The 20,276-nt window shown below is 48.0% G+C and carries 16 protein-coding genes; 15 read left to right on the forward strand and 1 reads right to left on the reverse strand.

Features of this window, described 5'->3' with window-relative positions:
* Positions 1-9: 9 nt before the first annotated feature.
* Positions 10-879, forward strand: a complete 870-nt coding sequence (locus ACXHJ2_RS07625) for a PHP domain-containing protein (RefSeq protein ID WP_165079653.1) — start codon at positions 10-12, stop codon at positions 877-879.
* Positions 880-971: 92 nt separating this feature from the next.
* Here ACXHJ2_RS07625 and ACXHJ2_RS07630 read toward each other — a convergent pair whose 3' ends face one another.
* A complete protein-coding gene (locus tag ACXHJ2_RS07630; RefSeq protein WP_165079654.1) occupies positions 972-2,720 on the reverse strand; it encodes an Rqc2 family fibronectin-binding protein in 1,749 nt (582 codons plus the stop codon).
* Positions 2,721-2,950: 230 nt separating this feature from the next.
* On the opposite strand from ACXHJ2_RS07630, the gene ACXHJ2_RS07635 reads away from it, so the two are divergent.
* The 14 genes from ACXHJ2_RS07635 (at position 2,951) to rlmN (ending at position 20,272) form a co-directional block, all read left to right on the forward strand.
* Positions 2,951-5,749, forward strand: coding sequence for a calcium-translocating P-type ATPase, SERCA-type (locus ACXHJ2_RS07635; RefSeq protein WP_165079655.1), 2,799 nt, complete (start codon positions 2,951-2,953; stop codon positions 5,747-5,749).
* Positions 5,750-5,858: 109 nt separating this feature from the next.
* Entirely contained in the window at positions 5,859-6,689 is an 831-nt protein-coding gene (dapF, locus tag ACXHJ2_RS07640; RefSeq protein WP_013371855.1) for a diaminopimelate epimerase, read from the forward strand.
* A 158-nt stretch (positions 6,690-6,847) separates the two neighbouring features.
* Positions 6,848-7,873 carry a hypothetical protein gene (locus ACXHJ2_RS07645; RefSeq protein ID WP_165079656.1) on the forward strand — a complete coding sequence of 342 codons (1,026 nt, stop codon included), beginning with the start codon at positions 6,848-6,850 and terminating at the stop codon, positions 7,871-7,873.
* Positions 7,874-8,029: 156 nt separating this feature from the next.
* Complete coding sequence (locus ACXHJ2_RS07650; protein ID WP_137078830.1) at positions 8,030-9,916, forward strand: bifunctional homocysteine S-methyltransferase/methylenetetrahydrofolate reductase; 1,887 nt, start codon at positions 8,030-8,032, stop codon at positions 9,914-9,916.
* 35 nt (positions 9,917-9,951) lie between these two features.
* Positions 9,952-10,839, forward strand: a complete 888-nt coding sequence (locus ACXHJ2_RS07655; RefSeq protein WP_058710377.1) for a YicC/YloC family endoribonuclease — start codon at positions 9,952-9,954, stop codon at positions 10,837-10,839.
* Positions 10,840-10,895: 56 nt separating this feature from the next.
* Positions 10,896-11,156, forward strand: coding sequence for an extracellular matrix/biofilm regulator RemA (remA, locus tag ACXHJ2_RS07660; protein ID WP_005548256.1), 261 nt, complete (start codon positions 10,896-10,898; stop codon positions 11,154-11,156).
* A gap of 14 nt (positions 11,157-11,170) precedes the next feature.
* Positions 11,171-11,743, forward strand: coding sequence for a guanylate kinase (gene gmk, locus ACXHJ2_RS07665; RefSeq protein ID WP_165079657.1), 573 nt, complete (start codon positions 11,171-11,173; stop codon positions 11,741-11,743).
* A gap of 120 nt (positions 11,744-11,863) precedes the next feature.
* Positions 11,864-12,067, forward strand: coding sequence for a DNA-directed RNA polymerase subunit omega (gene rpoZ, locus ACXHJ2_RS07670; RefSeq protein WP_013371850.1), 204 nt, complete (start codon positions 11,864-11,866; stop codon positions 12,065-12,067).
* Between the two features lie 90 nt (positions 12,068-12,157).
* A complete protein-coding gene (coaBC, locus tag ACXHJ2_RS07675) occupies positions 12,158-13,462 on the forward strand; it encodes a bifunctional phosphopantothenoylcysteine decarboxylase/phosphopantothenate--cysteine ligase CoaBC (protein ID WP_058829814.1) in 1,305 nt (434 codons plus the stop codon).
* On the forward strand, positions 13,462-16,038 hold the full coding sequence (gene priA, locus ACXHJ2_RS07680; RefSeq protein ID WP_165079658.1) for a primosomal protein N': 2,577 nt from the start codon (positions 13,462-13,464) through the stop codon (positions 16,036-16,038). Before coaBC ends, priA begins: the two co-directional genes overlap by 1 nt.
* A gap of 131 nt (positions 16,039-16,169) precedes the next feature.
* The gene (def, locus tag ACXHJ2_RS07685; RefSeq protein ID WP_058710374.1) at positions 16,170-16,667 is read left to right on the forward strand and encodes a peptide deformylase; all 498 of its coding nucleotides are present in this window, start codon (positions 16,170-16,172) and stop codon (positions 16,665-16,667) included.
* 6 nt (positions 16,668-16,673) lie between these two features.
* Entirely contained in the window at positions 16,674-17,633 is a 960-nt protein-coding gene (gene fmt / locus ACXHJ2_RS07690) for a methionyl-tRNA formyltransferase (RefSeq protein ID WP_165079659.1), read from the forward strand.
* Positions 17,630-19,045, forward strand: coding sequence for a 16S rRNA (cytosine(967)-C(5))-methyltransferase RsmB (gene rsmB, locus ACXHJ2_RS07695; protein ID WP_165079660.1), 1,416 nt, complete (start codon positions 17,630-17,632; stop codon positions 19,043-19,045). The genes fmt and rsmB overlap by 4 nt, the downstream gene beginning before the upstream one ends.
* A gap of 186 nt (positions 19,046-19,231) precedes the next feature.
* A complete protein-coding gene (gene rlmN, locus ACXHJ2_RS07700; RefSeq protein ID WP_025675760.1) occupies positions 19,232-20,272 on the forward strand; it encodes a 23S rRNA (adenine(2503)-C(2))-methyltransferase RlmN in 1,041 nt (346 codons plus the stop codon).
* Positions 20,273-20,276: the final 4 nt, after the last annotated feature.

The raw sequence follows: 20,276 nt of genomic DNA on the forward strand, positions 1-20,276 counted from the left end.
AGAATCTACATGAAGGAACAGAATAATTTGCAACGATATGATCTACATACACACACCCAAGCATCTGACGGTATGCGATCACCTGCTGATAATGTGCGCTGGGCGAAGGAAAAAGGGCTGGCCGGTGTGGCTATTACAGATCATGATACGGTGGCCGGTTTGGAGGAAGCCTTGGAGGAGGGAAGACGCATTGGGATGACCGTGGTGCCGGGTGTGGAAATCAGTACACGTGCTGGTGGCAAAGATATTCATATATTAGGTTATTTTATGGATTACCGTAATAAAATGTTTTTGGAACGGTTGGAAAAGCTGAGACAGGCGCGGGATACCCGTAATGATTTGATTTTGAGTCAATTGCGTAGCTTGGGCGTGGAAATCACGCTAGATGAGGTGGTGGCTACAATGGGCAGACCACTAACGCCGGATGAAAGTATTGGACGTCCGCATATGGCAGATACCCTGGTTCAAAAAGGTTACGCGAAGGACATGCGGGATGCGTTTGATCGTTACTTGGCAGAAGGTGCGCCCGGATACGTTTCTGTACCCCGTATAGAGCCTGCGGAGGCTATAAGCTGGATTCGTGAAGCAGGAGGAGTGCCTGTAGTGGCCCACCCTGGCTTGTATGGAAATGACGAACTGGTGTGCTCCATTATAGAGGCAGCGAAGCCTGTAGGGTTGGAGGTGCGCCATTCGGATCATGATGCTGAGGCCGAGAGACGATATACTGCAATGGCGCTGCATTATGGGCTTATCGCAACGGGCGGCTCGGATTTTCACGGTGCACGCCAAGGTGTGATTTTCCACGGCGATCTGGGTAGCCGTAGTGTGGACGGTCAGGTCGTCGAGGAGTTGAGAAAGGCTGTTGTTGGACAAAAGTAACGAAAAAGCCCCTTGCCTACCGCATGAAACACAGAAGTGTACCGTGCAAAGGACAAAGGGCTTTTTATGTGGATTCCATATGCTAGTGGAACCTAGCCGTTTTTGATGCGATTCGGCAACTTTTTGACCAGTTCCTCATCAGGTGTGATAAAGAGCGTACGCTGATGATCGTAGATGACAAAGCCGGGCTTCGCTCCGCTGGGCTTGCGTACATGTCGAATCAAGGTGGCGTCTACAGGTACGCTGCTGGACTGCTTGGCTTGGCTGAAATAGGCAGCCAGCTGAGCTGCTTCCTCCAACGTCGCGTCTCCGAATTTCTCGGCACGAATAACGACGTGTGACCCTGGGATATCCTTTGTATGCAACCACGTGTCATTGGGTCCGGCCAGTCGGTTGGTCACATATTCATTCTGCAAGTTATTTTTGCCAACCAGTAGCTCGATGCCTTCGGATGATGTATATACATGCAAGGTCGGACGGTCATTTTTCTTCTTTTTCTTTCCTTTTTTAACCCGATCTCTAAGATAGCCCTGCTGAACCAGTTCTTCACGTATTTCCTCAATGTCGTTGATAGAGGCATGGGCTAGCTGCTGAAGAAGATTGTCCATATAACGAATTTCATCGTGAGTCTTCTCTAGTTGCTCGTCAATAACAGCCAGGCTGTTTTTATATTTGTTGTACTTTTTAAAATAACGCTGTGCATTATCTGAAGGGTTGAGCAGCGGGTCCAATGGAATGGTGATCGCACTCTGTTCCTCGTCATAAAAGTTAGTGAGTGTTACTTCCTTGTCACCCTTTTTTACCTCATGCAGTGAAGCGAACAGCAGCTCTCCGTAAATCCGAAATTGATCGGCATCTTCTGCTTCGGCCAAATCTTGATGGAGATGATCGAGTTTTTTTACGTTTTTGCTCCGCTCGTTTTGCAGAAACCGCAGTAGGTCGCTAACCTTTTGCTTAACCGTGTCCCTTTCTGCCTTTTCGCCGAAAAAGTCCTCCATACACTCACTGATGGTAGCGTATTCCTTACGTTCTCCTTGGATCAACGTCAGTGGGATGGCTGAAAATATTACTTTATCTTGTGCGTTCAGTCCAGATACCGGCTGAAAATGATGATTCCGCACGTCATCCATGATGTCACTGAATGCCCTCCACAGTCGACGATCCTTGTCACCAGAAGCTTCTTCATTAGATGCTCGGATTAGTATCTCTTCAGCAATGAGGGGACTAAGTCCGGTAAAAGTGTTCACGATCCAGCGTTTGGGAGCTTCTTCCGCCTCAATGGCTGCTTGATACGAGGAAAAGAAGGCTGCTTCTTCGACTTCTAGTGGATCTAGCTTGTTTTGTTCAGGAGGTTCTGTGTATTGAAAGCCTGGCATAACGACCCGATAGCTGCTGATAGAGGGTGTGACATGATGAATGCCATCCAGCATCACACCTGTTTCCGGGTCAAGTAAAATAATGTTGCTATGTCTACCCATTACTTCAATAATAATGCGCTTAAATGAAATATCCCCCAGCTCATCACGCTGACGTATATCCATATGAATTATGCGCTCCATGCCCACCTGCGTAATGTTTTCAATAATGCCTCCTTCGCAATGTTTGCGAAGAAGCATACAAAACATGGGAGCTTCTGTCGGATTGAGAAAGCTTTGCTCTGTAAAATGTACGCGCGGAAATGTCGGATTAGCCGACAGCAACAGTTTTACACTCCCACCTTGTACCCGCAGGTTCAGCACGATATCGCGTTCGTTTGGCTGATGTATTTTATTAATGCGCCCGCCCCGGATGGCTTGCAGTTCGTGTACGATAGCGCGGGTTACGATTCCGTCCAATGCCATAATGTATGTTCTCCTTTGAAGCAAATGTATTTTCGCCTTCCTTCTATGATACATAACTTTGGGACAAAACTTAAGCGGCTTTGTGATATTTCGAGTCCTGTCCGAATAGATTGAATCAAGAAAGTCTGTCCAGCATATCAGCAATCGTGGCACAAAAATATAATAACGGGCAGCCATCCTACGCACAACCGACGGAAACGGACTATCTGACCGGGAGGGAATTGGGGAGAATGGAACAAGCACACTGGCACCAATTAAGCAATGAACAGCTTTCAACAAGTCTGGAAGTCGACCCGAAGCAGGGTCTTTCGGAGGAGCAGATTGCGGAACGAAGAGAAAGGACGGGATGGAATGAGCTGAGCGAGGGCAAGCGTGTTTCGGCAATTTTGCTGCTGCTCAACCAGTTCAAGGATTTTATGATGCTTGTATTGATGGGAGCGACCCTGATATCTGGCCTACTCGGTGAGTATTTGGACGCGATTACCATTATTGCCATCGTTGTGCTAAATGGAATTCTCGGCTTTGTGCAGGAATTCAGAGCTGAACGTTCATTGCGAGCTTTAAGACAGCTTTCTGCTCCAACCGCCAAAGTGCTGCGAGGAGGTAAACGAGTACATGTTCAGGCCAGAGAGCTGGTTGTGGGCGATATCGTGCTGCTGGAAAGTGGTGATCGTATCCCTGCAGATGTAAGGTGGTTGAGTACAAATGGCTGTGATGTCGAGGAGTCTGCCCTGACAGGTGAATCGGTTCCGGTGAGTAAGCATTGCCGCCCTATTCATGCGGCTGAAGTACCTCTTGGGGACCAAAAGAACATCGGTTTTATGGGCACTATGATGACCAGAGGCACTGCACAAGGCGTGGTCATTCGCACAGGCATGACTACCGAAATGGGGAAGATCGCAGACTTGATCGAAAATACGGAGTCGCAAGAGACACCGTTGCAGCACAGACTGGAACAACTGGGCAAAATCTTGATTATCGTAGCGTTGGCGCTAACCGTGCTCGTGGTCGTAGCGGGCATTTTGCATGGTCAGCCAGCTATGAACATGTTTTTGGCCGGCGTGAGCTTGGCTGTGGCAGCTATACCGGAAGGATTGCCCGCGATTGTAACTATTGCCCTCGCTTTGGGTGTACAGCGTATGATCAAACGCAAGGCCATTGTGCGCAAGCTACCTTCCGTTGAAACGCTCGGCTGTGCGTCTGTCATTTGCTCTGACAAAACGGGCACACTGACCCAAAATAAAATGACAGTCACCAAGCTTTGGCTGGATGGTCGTTTCTGGGGAGTTACCGGGGAAGGTTATGATCCACACGGTCATATTATGGACAGGGATCTTCCGGCCGACCTAAAGAACGGACAATCCTTGCGTAGATTGCTGCAAGCCAGTGTACTTTGTAACAATGCGGAAATTGTTCAAGCTGACATAGATGAGCTGCGTTCGAAAAAGAAAACCAAAGAGCCAACGCTTTCCGCTGTGTGGGAGCTGAAAGGTGATCCGACAGAAGGAGCGCTGGTCACGTTAGCTGCCAAGGGCGGAGTCACGCGACAAGGCCTATATGAACTGTATACACGGGAGCGAGAATTCCCTTTTGACTCGGATCGGAAGCGGATGTCGGTACTCGTACGCCACCAGGGAGGACATATTGTATTTGCCAAAGGAGCGCCGGACGTGCTACTGGGTCAGTGTTCTTACATTTTATGGGAAGAGAATGTCGTTCCGCTAACGGGTACGCTGCGCCAAAAGGTATTGGCAGCCAACGAAGGTATGGCATCAGAGGCGCTGCGTGTACTTGGTGTCGCTTACCGTGACATCCGCTCGCATGAACGTGTCTCTACGGCTGAGGAGGCTGAAGAACAGCTGGTTTTTATCGGCCTGACCGGCATGATTGATCCGCCACGCCGCGAGGTTCGCGAGGCCATCGGCAAGTGCCGTCGTGCTGGCATTCGCACCGTGATGATTACGGGTGATCATGGCACAACTGCGGAGGCCATTGCACAGCAGCTGGGTATTCTCCAACGCGGCTCACATGTGTTGACGGGACAGCAACTGTCTCTCATGGATGATGCGGCGTTGGATAACGTTGTGGATACCGTCTCCGTGTATGCGCGGGTGTCGCCGGAACACAAGCTGAGAATCGTCAAGTCGCTGCAAAGACGCGGACATGTCGTAGCTATGACCGGAGATGGCGTCAATGACGCACCAGCGATCAAGGCCTCGGATATCGGTATTGCCATGGGCATTACAGGAACAGACGTGACTAAAGAAGCGGCTGCACTTGTACTGAGTGATGATAATTTCTCAACGATTGTAGCGGCAATTGAGGAAGGTCGAAATATTTACGAGAATATCCGTAAATTCATCCGTTATTTACTCGCCTCCAATGTTGGTGAAATTTTGACGATGTTCTTTGCCATGATGGCTGGGCTACCGCTGCCTTTGCTGCCCATTCAGATTTTGTGGGTAAATCTGGTGACTGACGGTTTGCCGGCGATGGCTCTGGGTGTGGATCAGCCGGAAAAGGATCTTATGGAGCATAAGCCTCGTGGCGCAAAGGAAAATATTTTTGCTCGTCGACTGGGCTGGAAAATCATTAGTCGCGGTCTGTTGATCGGCTTATGTACACTTGCGGCCTTTTGGCTGACATTACGGATTGCTCCGAATGATGCAGGGCAATTGATCAAAGCACAGTCGGTTGCATTTGCTACGTTAGTGCTGGCGCAGTTAATTCATGTATTTGATTGCCGCAGCTCCCGTTCCGTTTTCCACCGTAATCCGTTTCAAAATAGTTATCTCGTGCTTGCCGTACTGTCCTCCGTCGTACTGATGCTGGTTGTAATGTATGTGCCTGTGCTGCAGCCTATTTTCAAAACGGTACCCCTTGGTTTACGTGAATGGGCACTATCTATTGTCGCAGCTGGAATTCCAACGTTCCTGATGGGAGCGGGAAGTGTATGGGGCGGTCGACGTAACCGTCGGCACGGCGGAAATACACACTTTTCAGCGGGACGTACAAAGTTTTCAGCCTAGAATTTGAGTCATGTATATCACATCGCTTTCCCGCTTTTGCCCTGTATGATATTATGGGATCAAAGCTTCAAGAGGAGCATGAGATCAGCAGCAACGGCGGGGGGAAGCTATGGAATTCACTAAAATGAATGGTCTGGGTAATGATTTTATCGTTTGGTACGGGCATCAGGAATTGCCGTCTGACGCCTCGGAATTAGCTGTTCGGCTATGTGATCGACATTTTGGTATTGGCGCCGATGGATTGGTATATATATTGCCGTCTGACAAGGCAGATTTTCGCATGCGTATCATTAACTCGGACGGCTCGGAGGCCGAGCAATGCGGTAACGCTATTCGTTGTGCTGCCAAATATGTGTATGACCGTAAGCATATCAACCGTGAACAGATTACGATCGAGACGCTGGGTGCAGGTGTGCAGCAGGTTGAACTGACTGTTGAAAACGGAGCTGTACGAATGGTGAAGGTAGATATGGGGGAGCCAATTCTGGAAGGGTTGAAAATTCCAACTACACTCGATCTGACTAACGTAATTGATGAGCCCATTGAAGCTGGAGGAAGTGGTTTTCGCTTTACGGCTGTATCTATGGGAAATCCGCACTGTGTCATTTATGTTGAGGATGCGCCTAGCTTTGATTTGGAGGCCTGGGGACCGAAGCTGGAGTGTCATCCATTGTTCCCTAAAAAAACAAATGTTGAGTTCGCCACGGTACGAAGTCGGAAGCATATAGATATGAGGGTATGGGAGAGGGGAGCTGGACCTACGCTAGCCTGCGGAACCGGAGCCTGTGCTACGCTTGTTGCTTCTGTACTAAATGGATACAGCGACCGCCGCGCCATGGTAAGCCTAAAAGGCGGCGATCTGGATATCGAATGGAGCGAGGATGATAATCACATTTATATGACAGGGCCGGCTGAGATTGTGTTCGAAGGTCGTATATAGAAGTGAGGGTGAAGAAGACCTTAGCAGGTCTTCTTTTTTTGCCCTTTTATGCCGCTGTTTACTGGGAAAATGGTGAACAGAGCGATATTCTGTCTTTTTTTGACGCCTGAACGATGTATAATATAGAAAATGAGAAAACGATAAGGAGGCCGTTCATAGTGCGGAAATTTCGTTGGGTATCAGCAATTGCAATCCTCATTCTTATAGCCACCGCGCTTCCGGTTCAAGCGGCGGCTATTCCTGCTGCCACAGAAACGACGGACAAGCAGGTTGGTTCGCTAACTCCGACAGTCGTAAGCCGTTTAGAAAAAGCAGTGCAAGAACTTATCGGTTCAAAAACTTCATTTCAATTTGACGATGTAACGGATATGGGGAAAACCTGGATTGTCGAGGGTGAATTGGAAGATGGAACAGCTACGTTACAGACAGAATATAATAAAGAGAAAAACAGAGTAGATTCTACAACCATACGATATAAAATAAGTAGTTTGGGAAAGGCGATGAACGCGCCACTCAAGGCAAAAGTATTAAACAGTGCCAAAGCGTTTGACAGCAAGCGTCCCTTGCAATTTGAAGCATTCTGGCGGGTCAAATCCCCTTATCAGACCAACAAGCCTTCAAATTACTGGGTATTCTGGGGTGCAGGAGAAAAAGCCTCCTCATTGTATGTAGATGTGGATCAAGGTAATGCTATTACTGTCAATGCGGACTATGCACTGAAGCAGGTGGATCCTGTGTTACTGAACCGTGCAATGAACACATTTAAGCGAGTGAGTGGACAGCGAATCACAGTGCAGCATGTCTCACGGTACAAGGATGAGAAAAAGGGGCTTTCTTATTGGTCGTTCGAGGATGCAAGCGAGGCGAATGAGGTCAAAATTGGTGCGGTAACCGGCAAAGTACTGACTGTGTCCACCCCTGGGATGGACTGGGATGATGACGCAGATTTCAAAAAATCTTTTGCAAGTCCAAAATATACTGCCGCTGAAGCATTGAAGTTGGTCAAGCCTAAGGTTCAGTTGTTGTTTAATATCAATGTGTCCGGCTATAAAGTGAAAGTTCAAGGAAATCAATATACGTTCTCCAAGCAGCAAAAGGGGACGGATTCTATTGTGGCTAAAGTAAATAAAAAAGGGACTTTTTACGAGTTTTCTCTCCATTCTTCTGATGGGAAAATGCAATGAAAATGTAGTGGGAAATAGAAAATGATCAATCAAGTTGCTTCACTCCTGATATCATATTGTCGGGACGTGAGGCGGCTTTTTTTGTTTTTGGCTTATGTTTGTAGTCTCTTTATGTTACATTAGTATGAAAATAAAGAGCGGGGTGGAGCAGAGGACATGAAACCGGATTTGCGTACTGTGCTGAATCGTGAAATTATTGTCGGAGACGGCGCTATGGGGACTTTTTTGTCCCAGCTAGGATTTCCAGTAAATACGTCTTACGAAGAACTGAACATTACTTCGCCTGGCGTCATATCAGACGTGCATGGTCAGTATTTAAATGCAGGAGCACGATTGCTGGAGACGAATACATTCTCTGCAAATGATTATAAATTAGCCCGCTTTGGATTGGAATCTAAGGTAGAAGAAATCAATCGTGCTGGTGTGAGGATTGCCAGGGCTGCGGCTGGACCCGAACATTATGTAGTAGGTGCGGTCGGTTCCATATGCGGAGGCAAACGCCTCAGCATATCCAAGCTAGAGCTGTCAAGAAACTACGAACAGCAGATTGATGCTCTTCTGTCCGAAGGGGTTGACGGCATTTTATGCGAAACGTTTTATTCACTAGACGAAATGCGCATTGCGCTTCACAGTGTACGTAAATACAGTGACATTCCGGTAATTTGTCAATTTGCGGTTGACCAAGTTGGTCGTACCCAAGATGGGTTTTTAGTGGCACAAGCCTTTTCAACACTGCGTAGTGAAGGAGCTGACATCCTCGGGTTTAACTGTCACTCCGGTCCGCAGGGAATTATGAGTGTAATGGAGCAACTGGACGGTCCCTTGTCTGTACCACTGTCTGTATATCCGAATGCGGGATTGGCAGATTATGTGGACGGTCACTATGTATACGGTGCATCACCTGAATATTTTGGAGAATGTGCCACGTCCTTTGTAGATCTCGGTACGAGGTTGATTGGTGGTTGCTGCGGAACGACACCAGACCATATTGCTGCTATTTCCAAAGCTTTAAACAATTTGAAACCACCCCCGTTGGCTCCAAAAGAAACCTTTTCGACGGAAGTCATTCATGTGGTGGAGCAGACAGCAGATGAAGGGGGACGAGGAAATGGCAGACATACCAGCGAACCCAACATTGTGGATCTGGTTAAGGAACGGCATACGGTCATTGTAGAGCTGGACCCTCCGCGAGATCTCGACATTACCCGGTTTATGCAAGGTGCGCATGCCTTGAAGAAAGCCGGAGCCGATGCACTTACACTTGCTGACAATTCGCTTGCAGTCACTCGTATGAGCAATATGGCGCTTGGGCATCTGGTTAGTATTGAAACAGGCTTGCGTCCATTAATTCATATCGCATGTCGTGACCGTAATCTGATTGGTACGCAATCCCACATGATGGGTTTTGACGCACTGGGTATTGACCATGTACTGGCGGTTACTGGAGATCCAGCGCGGTTCGGTGATTTACCAGGCGCCAGTTCGGTGTATGATATGACATCGTTTGAAATCATACGCATGATCAAGCAACTAAATGATGGTGTCGCATTTTCTGGTAAGCCACTCAAGCAGAAAGCTAATTTTGTGGTGGGAGCTGCTTTTAATCCGAATGTTAAGCATTTGGGTAAAGCCGTACAGCGGTTGGAAAAGAAAATTGCCTCCGGGGCCGATTATATTATGACCCAGCCTGTTTACGATCCCGAGCTGATTACAGCCATCGCAGAACAGACACGGCATTTGGAGATACCGATTTTTATCGGTATTATGCCGCTGGCTAGTGGCCGCAATGCAGAATACTTGCACAATGAAGTGCCAGGCATTCAGTTATCCGATGAGGTGCGTGCACGCATGTCGGGGCTGGAAGGTCCGGAAGGACGAGCTATGGGCGTGTCTATTGCCAAGGAGCTGCTTGATACGGCCATGGAACATTTTAATGGGATCTATTTCATGACTCCTTTCATGTTCTATGAAATGACAGCTGAGCTGACTTCATATGTGTGGCAAAAATCAGGCCGAGCACAGGCCCCCTTGTTTCGACTATAATAATCAATTACAATAGTATAATGGATGTGATGCCGATGTCATTGAGTATGACCGGATACGGTCAAGCCATCCTTCATCATGAGGGGTATAAAGTGCGCTTGGAATTGAAATCGGTCAATCACCGCTATTGCGAAGTGATGATGAGAATTCCACGTGAATGGACTCGATATGAAGATGGCTTGAGAAGAACGGTTCAACAGCAGATTAAACGCGGTCGTATCGATGTTTTCATCCACAGGGAACGTGATGAAGAACAGATACCCGCCGCACGGTTGAATGACACTGTCGTGCAGGCTTACCTGCGTGCAGCGGAGCAGCTGGCGGATCGTTATGGCGTGAAAGGAACGTTAGGTATAAGTGATATTCTTGCTTTGCCTGATGTTCTGGGTGAGCCTGGAGAGGCTTGCAATGGAGACGAAGAGGACTGGGAAGAGCATTTACAGCGAGCTTTGAACGAAGCTTTGCAAGGATTGCTTGAGATGAGAAGGCGAGAAGGCGGGCATTTGGCACAAGATGTGGAATCTCGTATCTTACGTCTGGAATCCTTTCATCATGAAATGACGGTGCTGGCTCCTCATGTTGTGAGCGACTACCGTAACAGGCTGAAGCACAGGCTTAAAGAGCTTCAGGACGGTTCATTTACGCTTGATGAACATAAGTTCGGAATGGAGATTGCGTTATTCGCGGATCGCAGCAATATTGATGAGGAGCTTACCCGGCTTCAAAGTCATTTTGGACAGTGCAAAAGGTTGCTGCTGTCGGACGAGCCGGCCGGTCGCAAATTAGATTTTTTAATCCAGGAAATGAACAGGGAAGTCAACACGATCGGCTCTAAGGCTAATCATCTCACATTAGTTAATTTGGTCGTTGAGATGAAAGCAGAGCTTGAAAAAATTCGTGAGCAGGCTGCAAATATTGAGTAGCTACCTGGTAGCGGCACGGCTGCAATAGTCACATGTATAGGGGGAAAGACCTGAATATGGCAATCAAATTGATCAATATTGGCTTTGGCAATATCGTGTCGGCCAACCGAATAATCTCCATCGTCAGTCCGGAGTCTGCTCCGATCAAGCGGATTATACAGGAAGCCAGGGACCGTCATATGTTAATTGATGCTACCTATGGCCGCCGGACACGGGCTGTTATTATTACAGACAGTGATCATGTAATCCTGTCTGCGGTGCAGCCGGAGACGGTCGCTCATCGCCTATCCACTAAAGATGATGACAATGACGAATAAAAATGGAGTGTACTATGGCTAAGGGATTATTATTTGTAATATCCGGACCTTCGGGGGTCGGTAAAGGGACGGTAGGCAATGCATTGCGCGAAAAGCTACCTGAGATAACGTATTCCGTTTCTGCTACAACTCGAACACCTCGTTCGGGTGAGCAGGATGGAGTGACCTATTTTTTCAAAACGCGTGAAGAATTTTTAGGCATGATTGCACGAGATGAATTGCTGGAGTACGCAGAGTATGTAGGTAACTACTATGGCACTCCACGTGATTTTGTAGACCAGACGCTTGCGCAGGGTAAAGATATCTTTCTGGAAATTGAAGTTCAGGGCGCGCTAAAGGTTAAAGAAAAATTCCCGGAAGGCATATTCATTTTCTTGCTTCCGCCTTCACTGGATGAATTGAAGGATAGAATTCGGGGACGTGGCACAGAAACTCAAGCAACCATTGATCACCGTATGTCGGTAGCTGTGGACGAGATGAACCTGTTACGTCACTATGATTATGCGGTTGTCAATGATGAGATTGATTTCGCTTGTAAACGAATAGAATCCATTATTATCGCCGAACATTGTAAGGTTCGACCTTAATCGAGGCTTTACATATGCCAAGCGTACCAAAAGAGAAATAATACTGTATAAGCTGAGCTTGAAGGTGTACACTGGAGTTCAGCTTATACAGCTTAAAACTACATGAAGAGGTGTCTATTCGTGCTGTATCCTTCCATTGATGAAATGATGAAAAAGGTAGATAGTAAATATTCGCTGGTTGTAGCGGCATCACGCCGTGCTAGACAGTTGCGTGAGGGTGAGAAGACGAGCTTGAAGAGTCCTAAATCTCACAAACAGGTTGGAGTAGCTCTGGAAGAGATCTATGCAGATCATCTTTTGCTTGAAAGCGGCGAAGAAGAATAAGAATTATAGACAATCATTATAACCAGGCGCAATGCCAATTCCTTTGACAACCGCAAGGTTGTTATTTTTTTCGGTCAGGGGGAGTTAACGATGTTGAAGGGGAAAGTTATTATTCTTGGTATAACCGGTGGAATTGCTGCTTATAAAGGGGCTGCGCTCTGCAGTAAGTTGACGCAAAAAGGAGCCGATGTTCATGTGATTATGACGGCTTCTGCCAAGGAGTTTATTACCGAACTTACACTGCAGTCACTCTCTCGCAATCCGGTGTACAGTGATACATTTGATGAAAGAGAGCCGTCCATCGTATCTCATATTCATCTGGCGGATGCGGCTGATTTGGTGCTAGTTGCTCCTGCAACGGCGAATATCATCGGAAAAATGGCGCATGGTCTTGCTGATGATATGTTATCGACAACGTTACTGGCTACGACAGCACCTATTATGGTGGCCCCTGCGATGAACGTACATATGTACACTCATCCGGCAGTCATGCAAAATATGGAGACACTGGTATCACGTGGTGTGAAGATGATTGAGCCTGGGGAAGGATTACTGGCTTGCGGTTACGTTGGCAAAGGACGTTTGGAAGAGCCGGAAACTATTGTGCAAACGATTGAGCGCTTTTTTGATCAGCAGGCTCTGGAACCTGAAGCCGCAATCAAATCTGAATCACGGTGGTTTGGAGGCGAATCTACGGAGAATACAGTAACTGAGCCACTTGTAAATAAGAATGAACTAGCGCTTTCAGGAAAAAAAGTCATTGTCACGGCTGGAGGCACGATCGAGCGAATTGATCCTGTCCGTTATATTACGAATGATTCATCCGGTAAAATGGGCTTTGCTATTGCGAAAGTGGCTCAAGAGATGGGTGCAGAGGTGCATTTGATTGCTGCCAATACCAGCGCGGAACCGCCTTCAGGTATTTCGCTTGAAAGAGTGCAGTCAGCTGAAGACATGTACCAGGCTGTGCTAAAACAATGGGAAACGAGCGATATGGTCGTTATGGCTGCTGCTGTTGCAGATTATCGACCACGTGAGGTGGCACAGACTAAGATCAAGAAAAAAGATAGTGTATTTACATTGGAGTTAGTGAAGAACGTCGATATTTTGGAATCACTCGGACGCAGCAAGAAACATCAATTTTTAATTGGCTTTGCAGCAGAAACGGGAAATTTGGAGACGTATGCAATAGATAAATTAGAACGTAAAAACTGTGATTTGCTTGCGGCAAACGATGTAACTGTGGATGGTGCAGGTTTTGGTGTTGATACAAATGCTGTTCAAATATATGACCGAAGCGGGATGGTAGAGCAGATCCCTGTACAGTCAAAGGAAGAAGTTGCGCGTAAATTGCTTACTCTAGCCGCGGGACGCATGGGTGGGGTGTTGCATTAATGGAAACAGGCAATTTAGTTGCCAAGGTTATTGTCGATGTACCTGCCAAAGATACAGATCGTACCTTCGATTATCTGATACCGGATTCCATGAAACCTTGGATTGAGCCAGGTAGTCGGGTAGCTGTGCCTTTTGGCAAACGGACGGTGCAGGCTTTTGTTATCTCGATAGTTCCAGCTGAGGAGCCGCCGAAATACAGGATGAGGGCGATTCAGGAGTTGTTAGATCTGGTACCGCCCTTATCTCCCGATTTGGTTGAATTGGGCAAATGGATGAGCGAACGTTATGCTTGTAATCAGATTATGGCACTGCAAGTGATGATTCCTACCGCGCTTAAGGGCAAGGCGGAACGTTATATCTCAATTGCCAAACAGCATGAGTCTACGAATCCACAGCGGTCTATGCTGTCTAATCAGGAGGATGAGATCGAATGGGCCCTTCTGACTGACGACGGTATGAGTGATCCGGCGGAGCGTCAGATTGTCAGCTTCATTCAGAATAAGGAGCAAGTCCCGTTGCAGCAACTCAGTAGACGCTTCCCCGAGGAGGCACAGGTTATTAAATCGCTGTTACGCCGCGGAGTGCTTCAGGAAAGTCAGGTTATTAAAGATAAGCTTGGCAAAAAGACGATGAAAGCTGTTGATTTGGCTATCAGCATAGATGAGGCATCCATGGCACTGGAGCAATTTTCTGCCAAGGCGCAGCGTCAGCGGGAGGTACTTGCTTTTTTGCTGGAGCGTAGCGAGTTTCTGCCTCTGCCGCTGAAGGAAGTAATGACCTCGCTAGGTGTATCGGCTGCCACGGTTAAGGCACTGGAAGATAAGGGCTATGTGTTACAGGAAGACGTTGAAGTCTTTCGCGATCCCTATCGGGGCAGACACTTCAAGCCTACAGATCCTCTCCCGCTTACGGGAGAGCAGCAGTTAGTGTATGAACGGATTGTTCGTCAGCTGGACATGCGTGAGCAAGGAGCTTATTTGCTGCATGGAGTTACAGGGAGCGGTAAGACGGAAATCTATCTGCAGACTATTCAGCGCTGTATCGAGCAGAATCGCCAGGCCATTGTGCTCGTACCTGAAATATCATTAACCCCACAAATGGTCGAACGTTTCAAAGGTCGTTTTGGCGACCAGGTCGCAGTGATGCACAGTAGGTTGTCGGGGGGAGAACGGTACGATGAGTGGCGCAAAATACGCGAAGGCCGTGTGAAAGTCGCAATCGGCGCTCGCTCGGCGGTATTTGCCCCTTTTCGTCAGCTAGGGCTCATTATTATGGATGAGGAGCATGAAACATCCTATAAGCAGGAAGAGACGCCCAAATACCATGCGCGTGATGTAGCCATTCGCAGAGCACACCAGCACGGGGCTGTCGTTATTCTCGGTTCAGCTACACCATCATTGGAAAGCTATTATGCTGCCCGCTCCCAAAGCAACGACGAATTCGCGCCGTTGCTGCTTGAAATGCCGACCCGCGCATTAGGGAACACGTTACCCGAAGTCCATATCATGGACATGCGTGAGGAGCTACGGGCCGGTAACCGCTCCATGTTCAGCCGTGCGTTGCATAATGGAATCGCAGAGCGATTAGAGCGTAAGGAGCAGACGGTATTGCTGTTGAACCGGCGTGGTCACTCCACGTTCGTCATGTGCCGGAGCTGCGGCTATGTGGCAGGATGTCCGGATTGTGATATTTCGCTTACCTATCATCAGCGGTCGAACAATTTACGTTGTCATTATTGCGGCTATTCCGAGCCTGTACCTCAGACTTGCCCGGAGTGCGGTAGTGAGCATATTCGTTACTTCGGTACAGGTACGCAGCGAGTGGAAGAAGAGTTGGCTAAGCTATTCCCCGGCATACGTGTTGTCCGGATGGATGTCGATACCACAACTGAAAAAAACGCTCATGAAAAGCTGCTCAAGCAATTTCGTGATAAAAAAGCAGACGTACTGCTGGGTACTCAAATGGTAGCCAAAGGGCTGGACTTTCCCGATGTAACGCTGGTAGGTGTCATTACTGCGGATTCCGCTCTTAATTTACCGGATTTTCGGGCTGCGGAAAAGACATTTCAGCTGTTAACACAAGTAGCCGGGCGTGCTGGAAGGCATCAATTGCCGGGGGAAGTATTCGTACAATCCTACACTCCAGAGCATTATTCGGTGATTCACGCAAGTCGTCATGATTATGCATCTTTTGTGAGAGAAGAGTTGAAACATCGTCGCAATCTGCACTACCCGCCATATTGCCGACTAATCTTGGTGACCTTTTCTCATGAACAGCTCCCGGTGCTGGTCCGACTGGCTGAAAATTATTCAGCGACACTACAAGGACGAGCCAGACAACGGGGCTGGTTCGGGAATATGGACCGGCTTACATCGGATGTGCTGGACATTTTGGGGCCAGTAGCTTCACCCATTTCGAGAATCAAGAATAGATACCGATTTCAATGTATGATAAAATGGCGTGGAAATATCGACGCGATTGGTTTGGCTCAGCAAGTGGCTGATGAAATGGCCGAATCTGCACAGGCACAAAAGTTGCTGATTAGTTTGGATGTTGATCCGCAAATGCTTATGTAGAGTGTTAACACTAAAGTTATTAGTACAATTAATGCGGACAAGCCGTCCGTACATAGGATAATGTAGCAGTCGCTTTTGTGATGAATACAGTAAAGCCTAAATGAAGGAAAAAGAGGAAGGTGTTCTGTTGCATGTCAATTAGAATTATAGTGTTGGAGCCGGATGACGTATTGCATAAAGTAGCAAAGGAAGTTACAAAAATTACGCCTAATGTGCAAAAGCTGCTGGACGATATGGCTGATACGATGTATGAAGCAGAAGGAGTAGGTCTTGCTGCTCCACAAGTAGGTATTTTGAAGCGACTCATCGTTGTAGATGCTGGAGACGAGCATGGCTTGATTAAAATGATCAATCCAGAAATTGTGGCCGAAGAAGGAGAACAATTGGGACCTGAAGGCTGCCTGAGTATTCCAGGGTTGAACGGAGATGTACGTCGTGCCGAGAAGGTTACAGTCAAGGGACTGGATCGCGAGGGCAAGGCTATTACCGTTACAGCGACAGGATTGCTTTCTCGTGCTTTTCAGCACGAAATTGATCATCTAAATGGAGTATTGTTCACGGATATTGCAGAAAAAGTATATGAGGTTGCTCTGGAACAGCCAGGACCGAACCGTCAGGCAGGGGAGTGAGGTTCGATGAGTCAAGACATTCGTATTATCTTTATGGGTACACCTGAATTTGCAGTCCCATCGCTGAATATGTTGCTGGACAACGGATATAACGTGGTCGGCGTAATTACTCAGCCAGATAAACCACAGGGACGGAAAAAAATATTGACGCCTACACCAGTCAAGGAAGCGGCTGAAAAGCGCGGATTACCTGTGCTGCAACCGACCCGCCTGCGGCAGCCGGAAGCAGTGGCTCAGGTGGCAGAGTTGCGTCCCGACCTGATCGTCACCGCAGCTTACGGTCAAATTTTGCCTAAGTCCGTATTAGACTTGCCTCGTTTCGGCTGTCTGAATGTGCATGGTTCGTTACTTCCCCGATATCGGGGAGGTGCACCGATCCAGCGTGCGATTATTAACGGTGAAACAGTGACGGGTGTAACGCTAATGTATATGGCGGAAGGGCTGGACACCGGTGATATGGTATCGCGGGTTGAGGTGGCTATAGAGCCGGAGGATACGTCGGGCACAATTTTTGAGAAGCTAAGCGTAGCCGGAGCGAGACTTTTGCAGGACGAGCTACCCAAGTTGCTGGCAGGGCAATCAGACCGTACGCCGCAAAATGAGGACGAGGCGACCTATGCCCCTAACCTGAACCGTGATGATGAGCGCATTACATGGAGTGATAATGCGCAGCAAATATACAACCGGATTCGCGGTCTGGTTCCTTTTTCTGGCGCGTTTACACTTTGGGAGAACAATGTTTTTAAAATATGGGCTGCGGAGCAGCCTTCCATAAATAATGAAGCGAGTGGCTCAAATGCTCCAGCACCCGGCACGGTTCTTCAATTAACCGCTCGTGGCATTGAGGTGCAGACAGGTGAAGGCACTCTCTGGCTGACCCAGGTTCAACCGGCAGGCAAGAAGGTTATGGAAGCCGGAACCTTTGCGCGCGGTGGACAGATGAAGCCCGGCACGGTGCTCGGATGAGCGGGGGACACTCCCGTCAGGGAGACCAACGCAAGGGAGTGGGGACCAGATCCGGCAAGACTCGCAAACAGACGGCGCGGGAAGTTGCACTTGATGTGCTGACCGGTGTGGAGCAAGAGGGCGCGTATAGCAATCTTGAGCTCAATCGCCGGCTTCAGCAGGCAGGTTTATCTGCAAGTGACGTTGGTTTGACGACGGAACTTGTATACGGTACAGTGGCACGCCGAAATACACTGGATTATTTTTTGAATAAATTTGTTCAAAAAGGAACGGCCAAGCTTCAGCCTTGGGTACGTTCATTGCTGCGGATGAGCGTGTATCAGCTGGTGTATCTGGATCGAGTTCCGGATCATGCAGTTGTTAGTGAAGCAGTGACCATTGCCAAACGGCGCGGGCATCAGGGGATTTCCGGTATGGTCAATGGCGTACTTCGCAGCATGCTGCGTGAGCCGGACAAGCTGCGCATTCCTGACGATTTGTCAGCAGAGGAACGGATTTCTCTAGAACATTCCCATCCACAGTGGCTAGTTAAGCGCTGGATCAAGCAATACGGTGCCGATACAGCTGAGGCTATCTGCAAGGCTAATAACGAGCCCCCTGCGGTCAGTGTACGAGTGAATACGACGATGACCAGTCGTGATCAGCTGCTGGACGAGATGGTTGCAAAAGGGATTGATGCCGTTCCTTCGCCCGTTAGCCCCTATGGGATTGTTGTTCGTAGCGGTGGAAATATGGCGCTTACCTCGTGGTATACGGACGGATTGTTGTCTGTACAGGATGAAAGCTCCATGCTTGTTGCCGAAGCGGTCGCTCCTGAGCCTGGCATGACAGTGCTGGATTGCTGCGCAGCTCCAGGCGGCAAAACAGCTCATATGGCTGAGCTGATGAAGGATCGCGGCCGGATCGTTGCGAATGATCTGCATGCCCATAAGCATCAATTAATCCGTGAGCAAGCGAATCGGCTTGGTCTGGATGCTGTTGAGACGGTTACCGGTGATGCGTTGGACTTAAAGGAACGATATGCTCCGGCTTCTTTTGACCGTATTTTGCTGGATGCACCATGCTCCGGTTTTGGGGTAATTCGCCGTAAACCTGATCTGCGTTGGAGCAAAACTGCGGAGGATGTTCGCGATATTACTCAACTGCAGCACGAGTTGCTGGATAGTGTGGCCGGACTGTTGAAGCCGGGTGGTATTCTGGTATACAGCACTTGCACGATTGAGCCTGATGAAAATGAAGGACAATTGGCTCGGTTTTTAAGCGAACATCCAGAGTATGAGTTGGCAAAGGATCATTCTTTTCCAGACGTGAATCACGAAATGGATGGTATACAGAAAGGCTCAGTACAGCTGTTACCGCAGCATTTTCACAGTGACGGATTTTATATCGCGCGTCTGCGCCGGGTAAAGTAGATCGGAAGAGAATTCCAGGTAGCTGCCCACCAGTATTTCCACAATCCGCCGGACACTTCCGGCGGTTTTTTGCATGAAGATGAAAAATTTTTACCCCCTCAGGGATTTGTGCTAAAATAGGAAGAATGAAAAACACTGTCTGCGATTAAACAGAACTTAATGAAGAAGGAACGGGTGCAAATATTGATGAAACCTTTTATATACGATTTAACACTGGAAGAGCTTCAGGACTGGGCCAAAAATAATGGTGAGCCTGCCTTTCGGGGAGGACAAATTTTTGACTGGCTGTATGTAAAGCGGGTCAATAATTTCAGCGAGATGACCAATTTGTCCAAGGCGCTGAGAGAAAAGCTGGAGGAGCAATTCAGTTTTGTGACGCTTCACGAAATTACAAAGTTGGAATCGAAAGATGGTACTGTTAAATTTCTGTTTGGTTTACATGATGACCATGCTATTGAGACGGTTATCATGAGACACAATTACGGAAACAGTATTTGTGTAACGACTCAAGTAGGTTGCCGGATTGGCTGTACTTTTTGTGCTTCGACGCTTGGGGGTCTCAAAAGAAACCTGACGGCTGGCGAAATTACTGCACAGGTGGTGCAGGCTCAGAAAATTCTGGATAAAACGAATGAACGAGTGAGCAGTATCGTAATTATGGGCTCGGGTGAGCCTTTTGAGAACTATGAAGCGACAATGACGTTTTTACGTACAATGATTCATGAAAAGGGCTTAAATATTGGTCAACGTCATATTACGGTTTCAACCAGCGGCATTGTGCCCAATATTTATAAATTTGCTGACGAGGATACACAAATTAATCTGGCAATATCCATTCATGCGCCTAATGATGCGCTACGTTCGAAGCTAATGCCTGTAAATCGGCGTTATCCTTTTAAGGATGTTATGGATTCTCTTCGTTATTATCTTGCTAAGACGGGGCGGAGAATTTCATTCGAATATGCCTTGATCGGTGGAGTGAACGACCAGGCAGAACATGCTGAAGAGCTTGCGGATGTGTTGAAGGACATGCTGTGTCACGTCAATTTGATTCCGGTCAACCATGTGCCTGAGCGCAAGTATGTGCGCACATCGCGCAGTGATATTTTTAATTTTCAACGTATTCTTGCCGAAAAAGGCGTCAATGTGACGATCCGGCGTGAACAGGGTCACGATATTGCCGCTGCTTGCGGTCAGTTGCGTGCAAAGCATATGGAGTTGGGGTGAAACC

The organism is Paenibacillus sp. ALE3 (assembly GCF_054113405.1).

Bases quoted from the DNA above. Each gene is read 5' to 3' on its own strand.
- ACXHJ2_RS07625 (WP_165079653.1), top strand. From the start codon at position 10: ATGAAGGAACAGAATAATTTGCAACGATATGATCTACATACACACACC.
- ACXHJ2_RS07630 (WP_165079654.1), bottom strand. From the start codon at position 2,720: ATGGCATTGGACGGAATCGTAACCCGCGCTATCGTACACGAACTGCAA.
- ACXHJ2_RS07635 (WP_165079655.1), top strand. From the start codon at position 2,951: ATGGAACAAGCACACTGGCACCAATTAAGCAATGAACAGCTTTCAACA.
- dapF (WP_013371855.1), top strand. From the start codon at position 5,859: ATGGAATTCACTAAAATGAATGGTCTGGGTAATGATTTTATCGTTTGG.
- ACXHJ2_RS07650 (WP_137078830.1), top strand. From the start codon at position 8,030: ATGAAACCGGATTTGCGTACTGTGCTGAATCGTGAAATTATTGTCGGA.
- ACXHJ2_RS07655 (WP_058710377.1), top strand. From the start codon at position 9,952: ATGTCATTGAGTATGACCGGATACGGTCAAGCCATCCTTCATCATGAG.
- remA (WP_005548256.1), top strand. From the start codon at position 10,896: ATGGCAATCAAATTGATCAATATTGGCTTTGGCAATATCGTGTCGGCC.
- gmk (WP_165079657.1), top strand. From the start codon at position 11,171: ATGGCTAAGGGATTATTATTTGTAATATCCGGACCTTCGGGGGTCGGT.
- coaBC (WP_058829814.1), top strand. From the start codon at position 12,158: ATGTTGAAGGGGAAAGTTATTATTCTTGGTATAACCGGTGGAATTGCT.
- priA (WP_165079658.1), top strand. From the start codon at position 13,462: ATGGAAACAGGCAATTTAGTTGCCAAGGTTATTGTCGATGTACCTGCC.
- def (WP_058710374.1), top strand. From the start codon at position 16,170: ATGTCAATTAGAATTATAGTGTTGGAGCCGGATGACGTATTGCATAAA.
- fmt (WP_165079659.1), top strand. From the start codon at position 16,674: ATGAGTCAAGACATTCGTATTATCTTTATGGGTACACCTGAATTTGCA.
- rsmB (WP_165079660.1), top strand. From the start codon at position 17,630: ATGAGCGGGGGACACTCCCGTCAGGGAGACCAACGCAAGGGAGTGGGG.
- rlmN (WP_025675760.1), top strand. From the start codon at position 19,232: ATGAAACCTTTTATATACGATTTAACACTGGAAGAGCTTCAGGACTGG.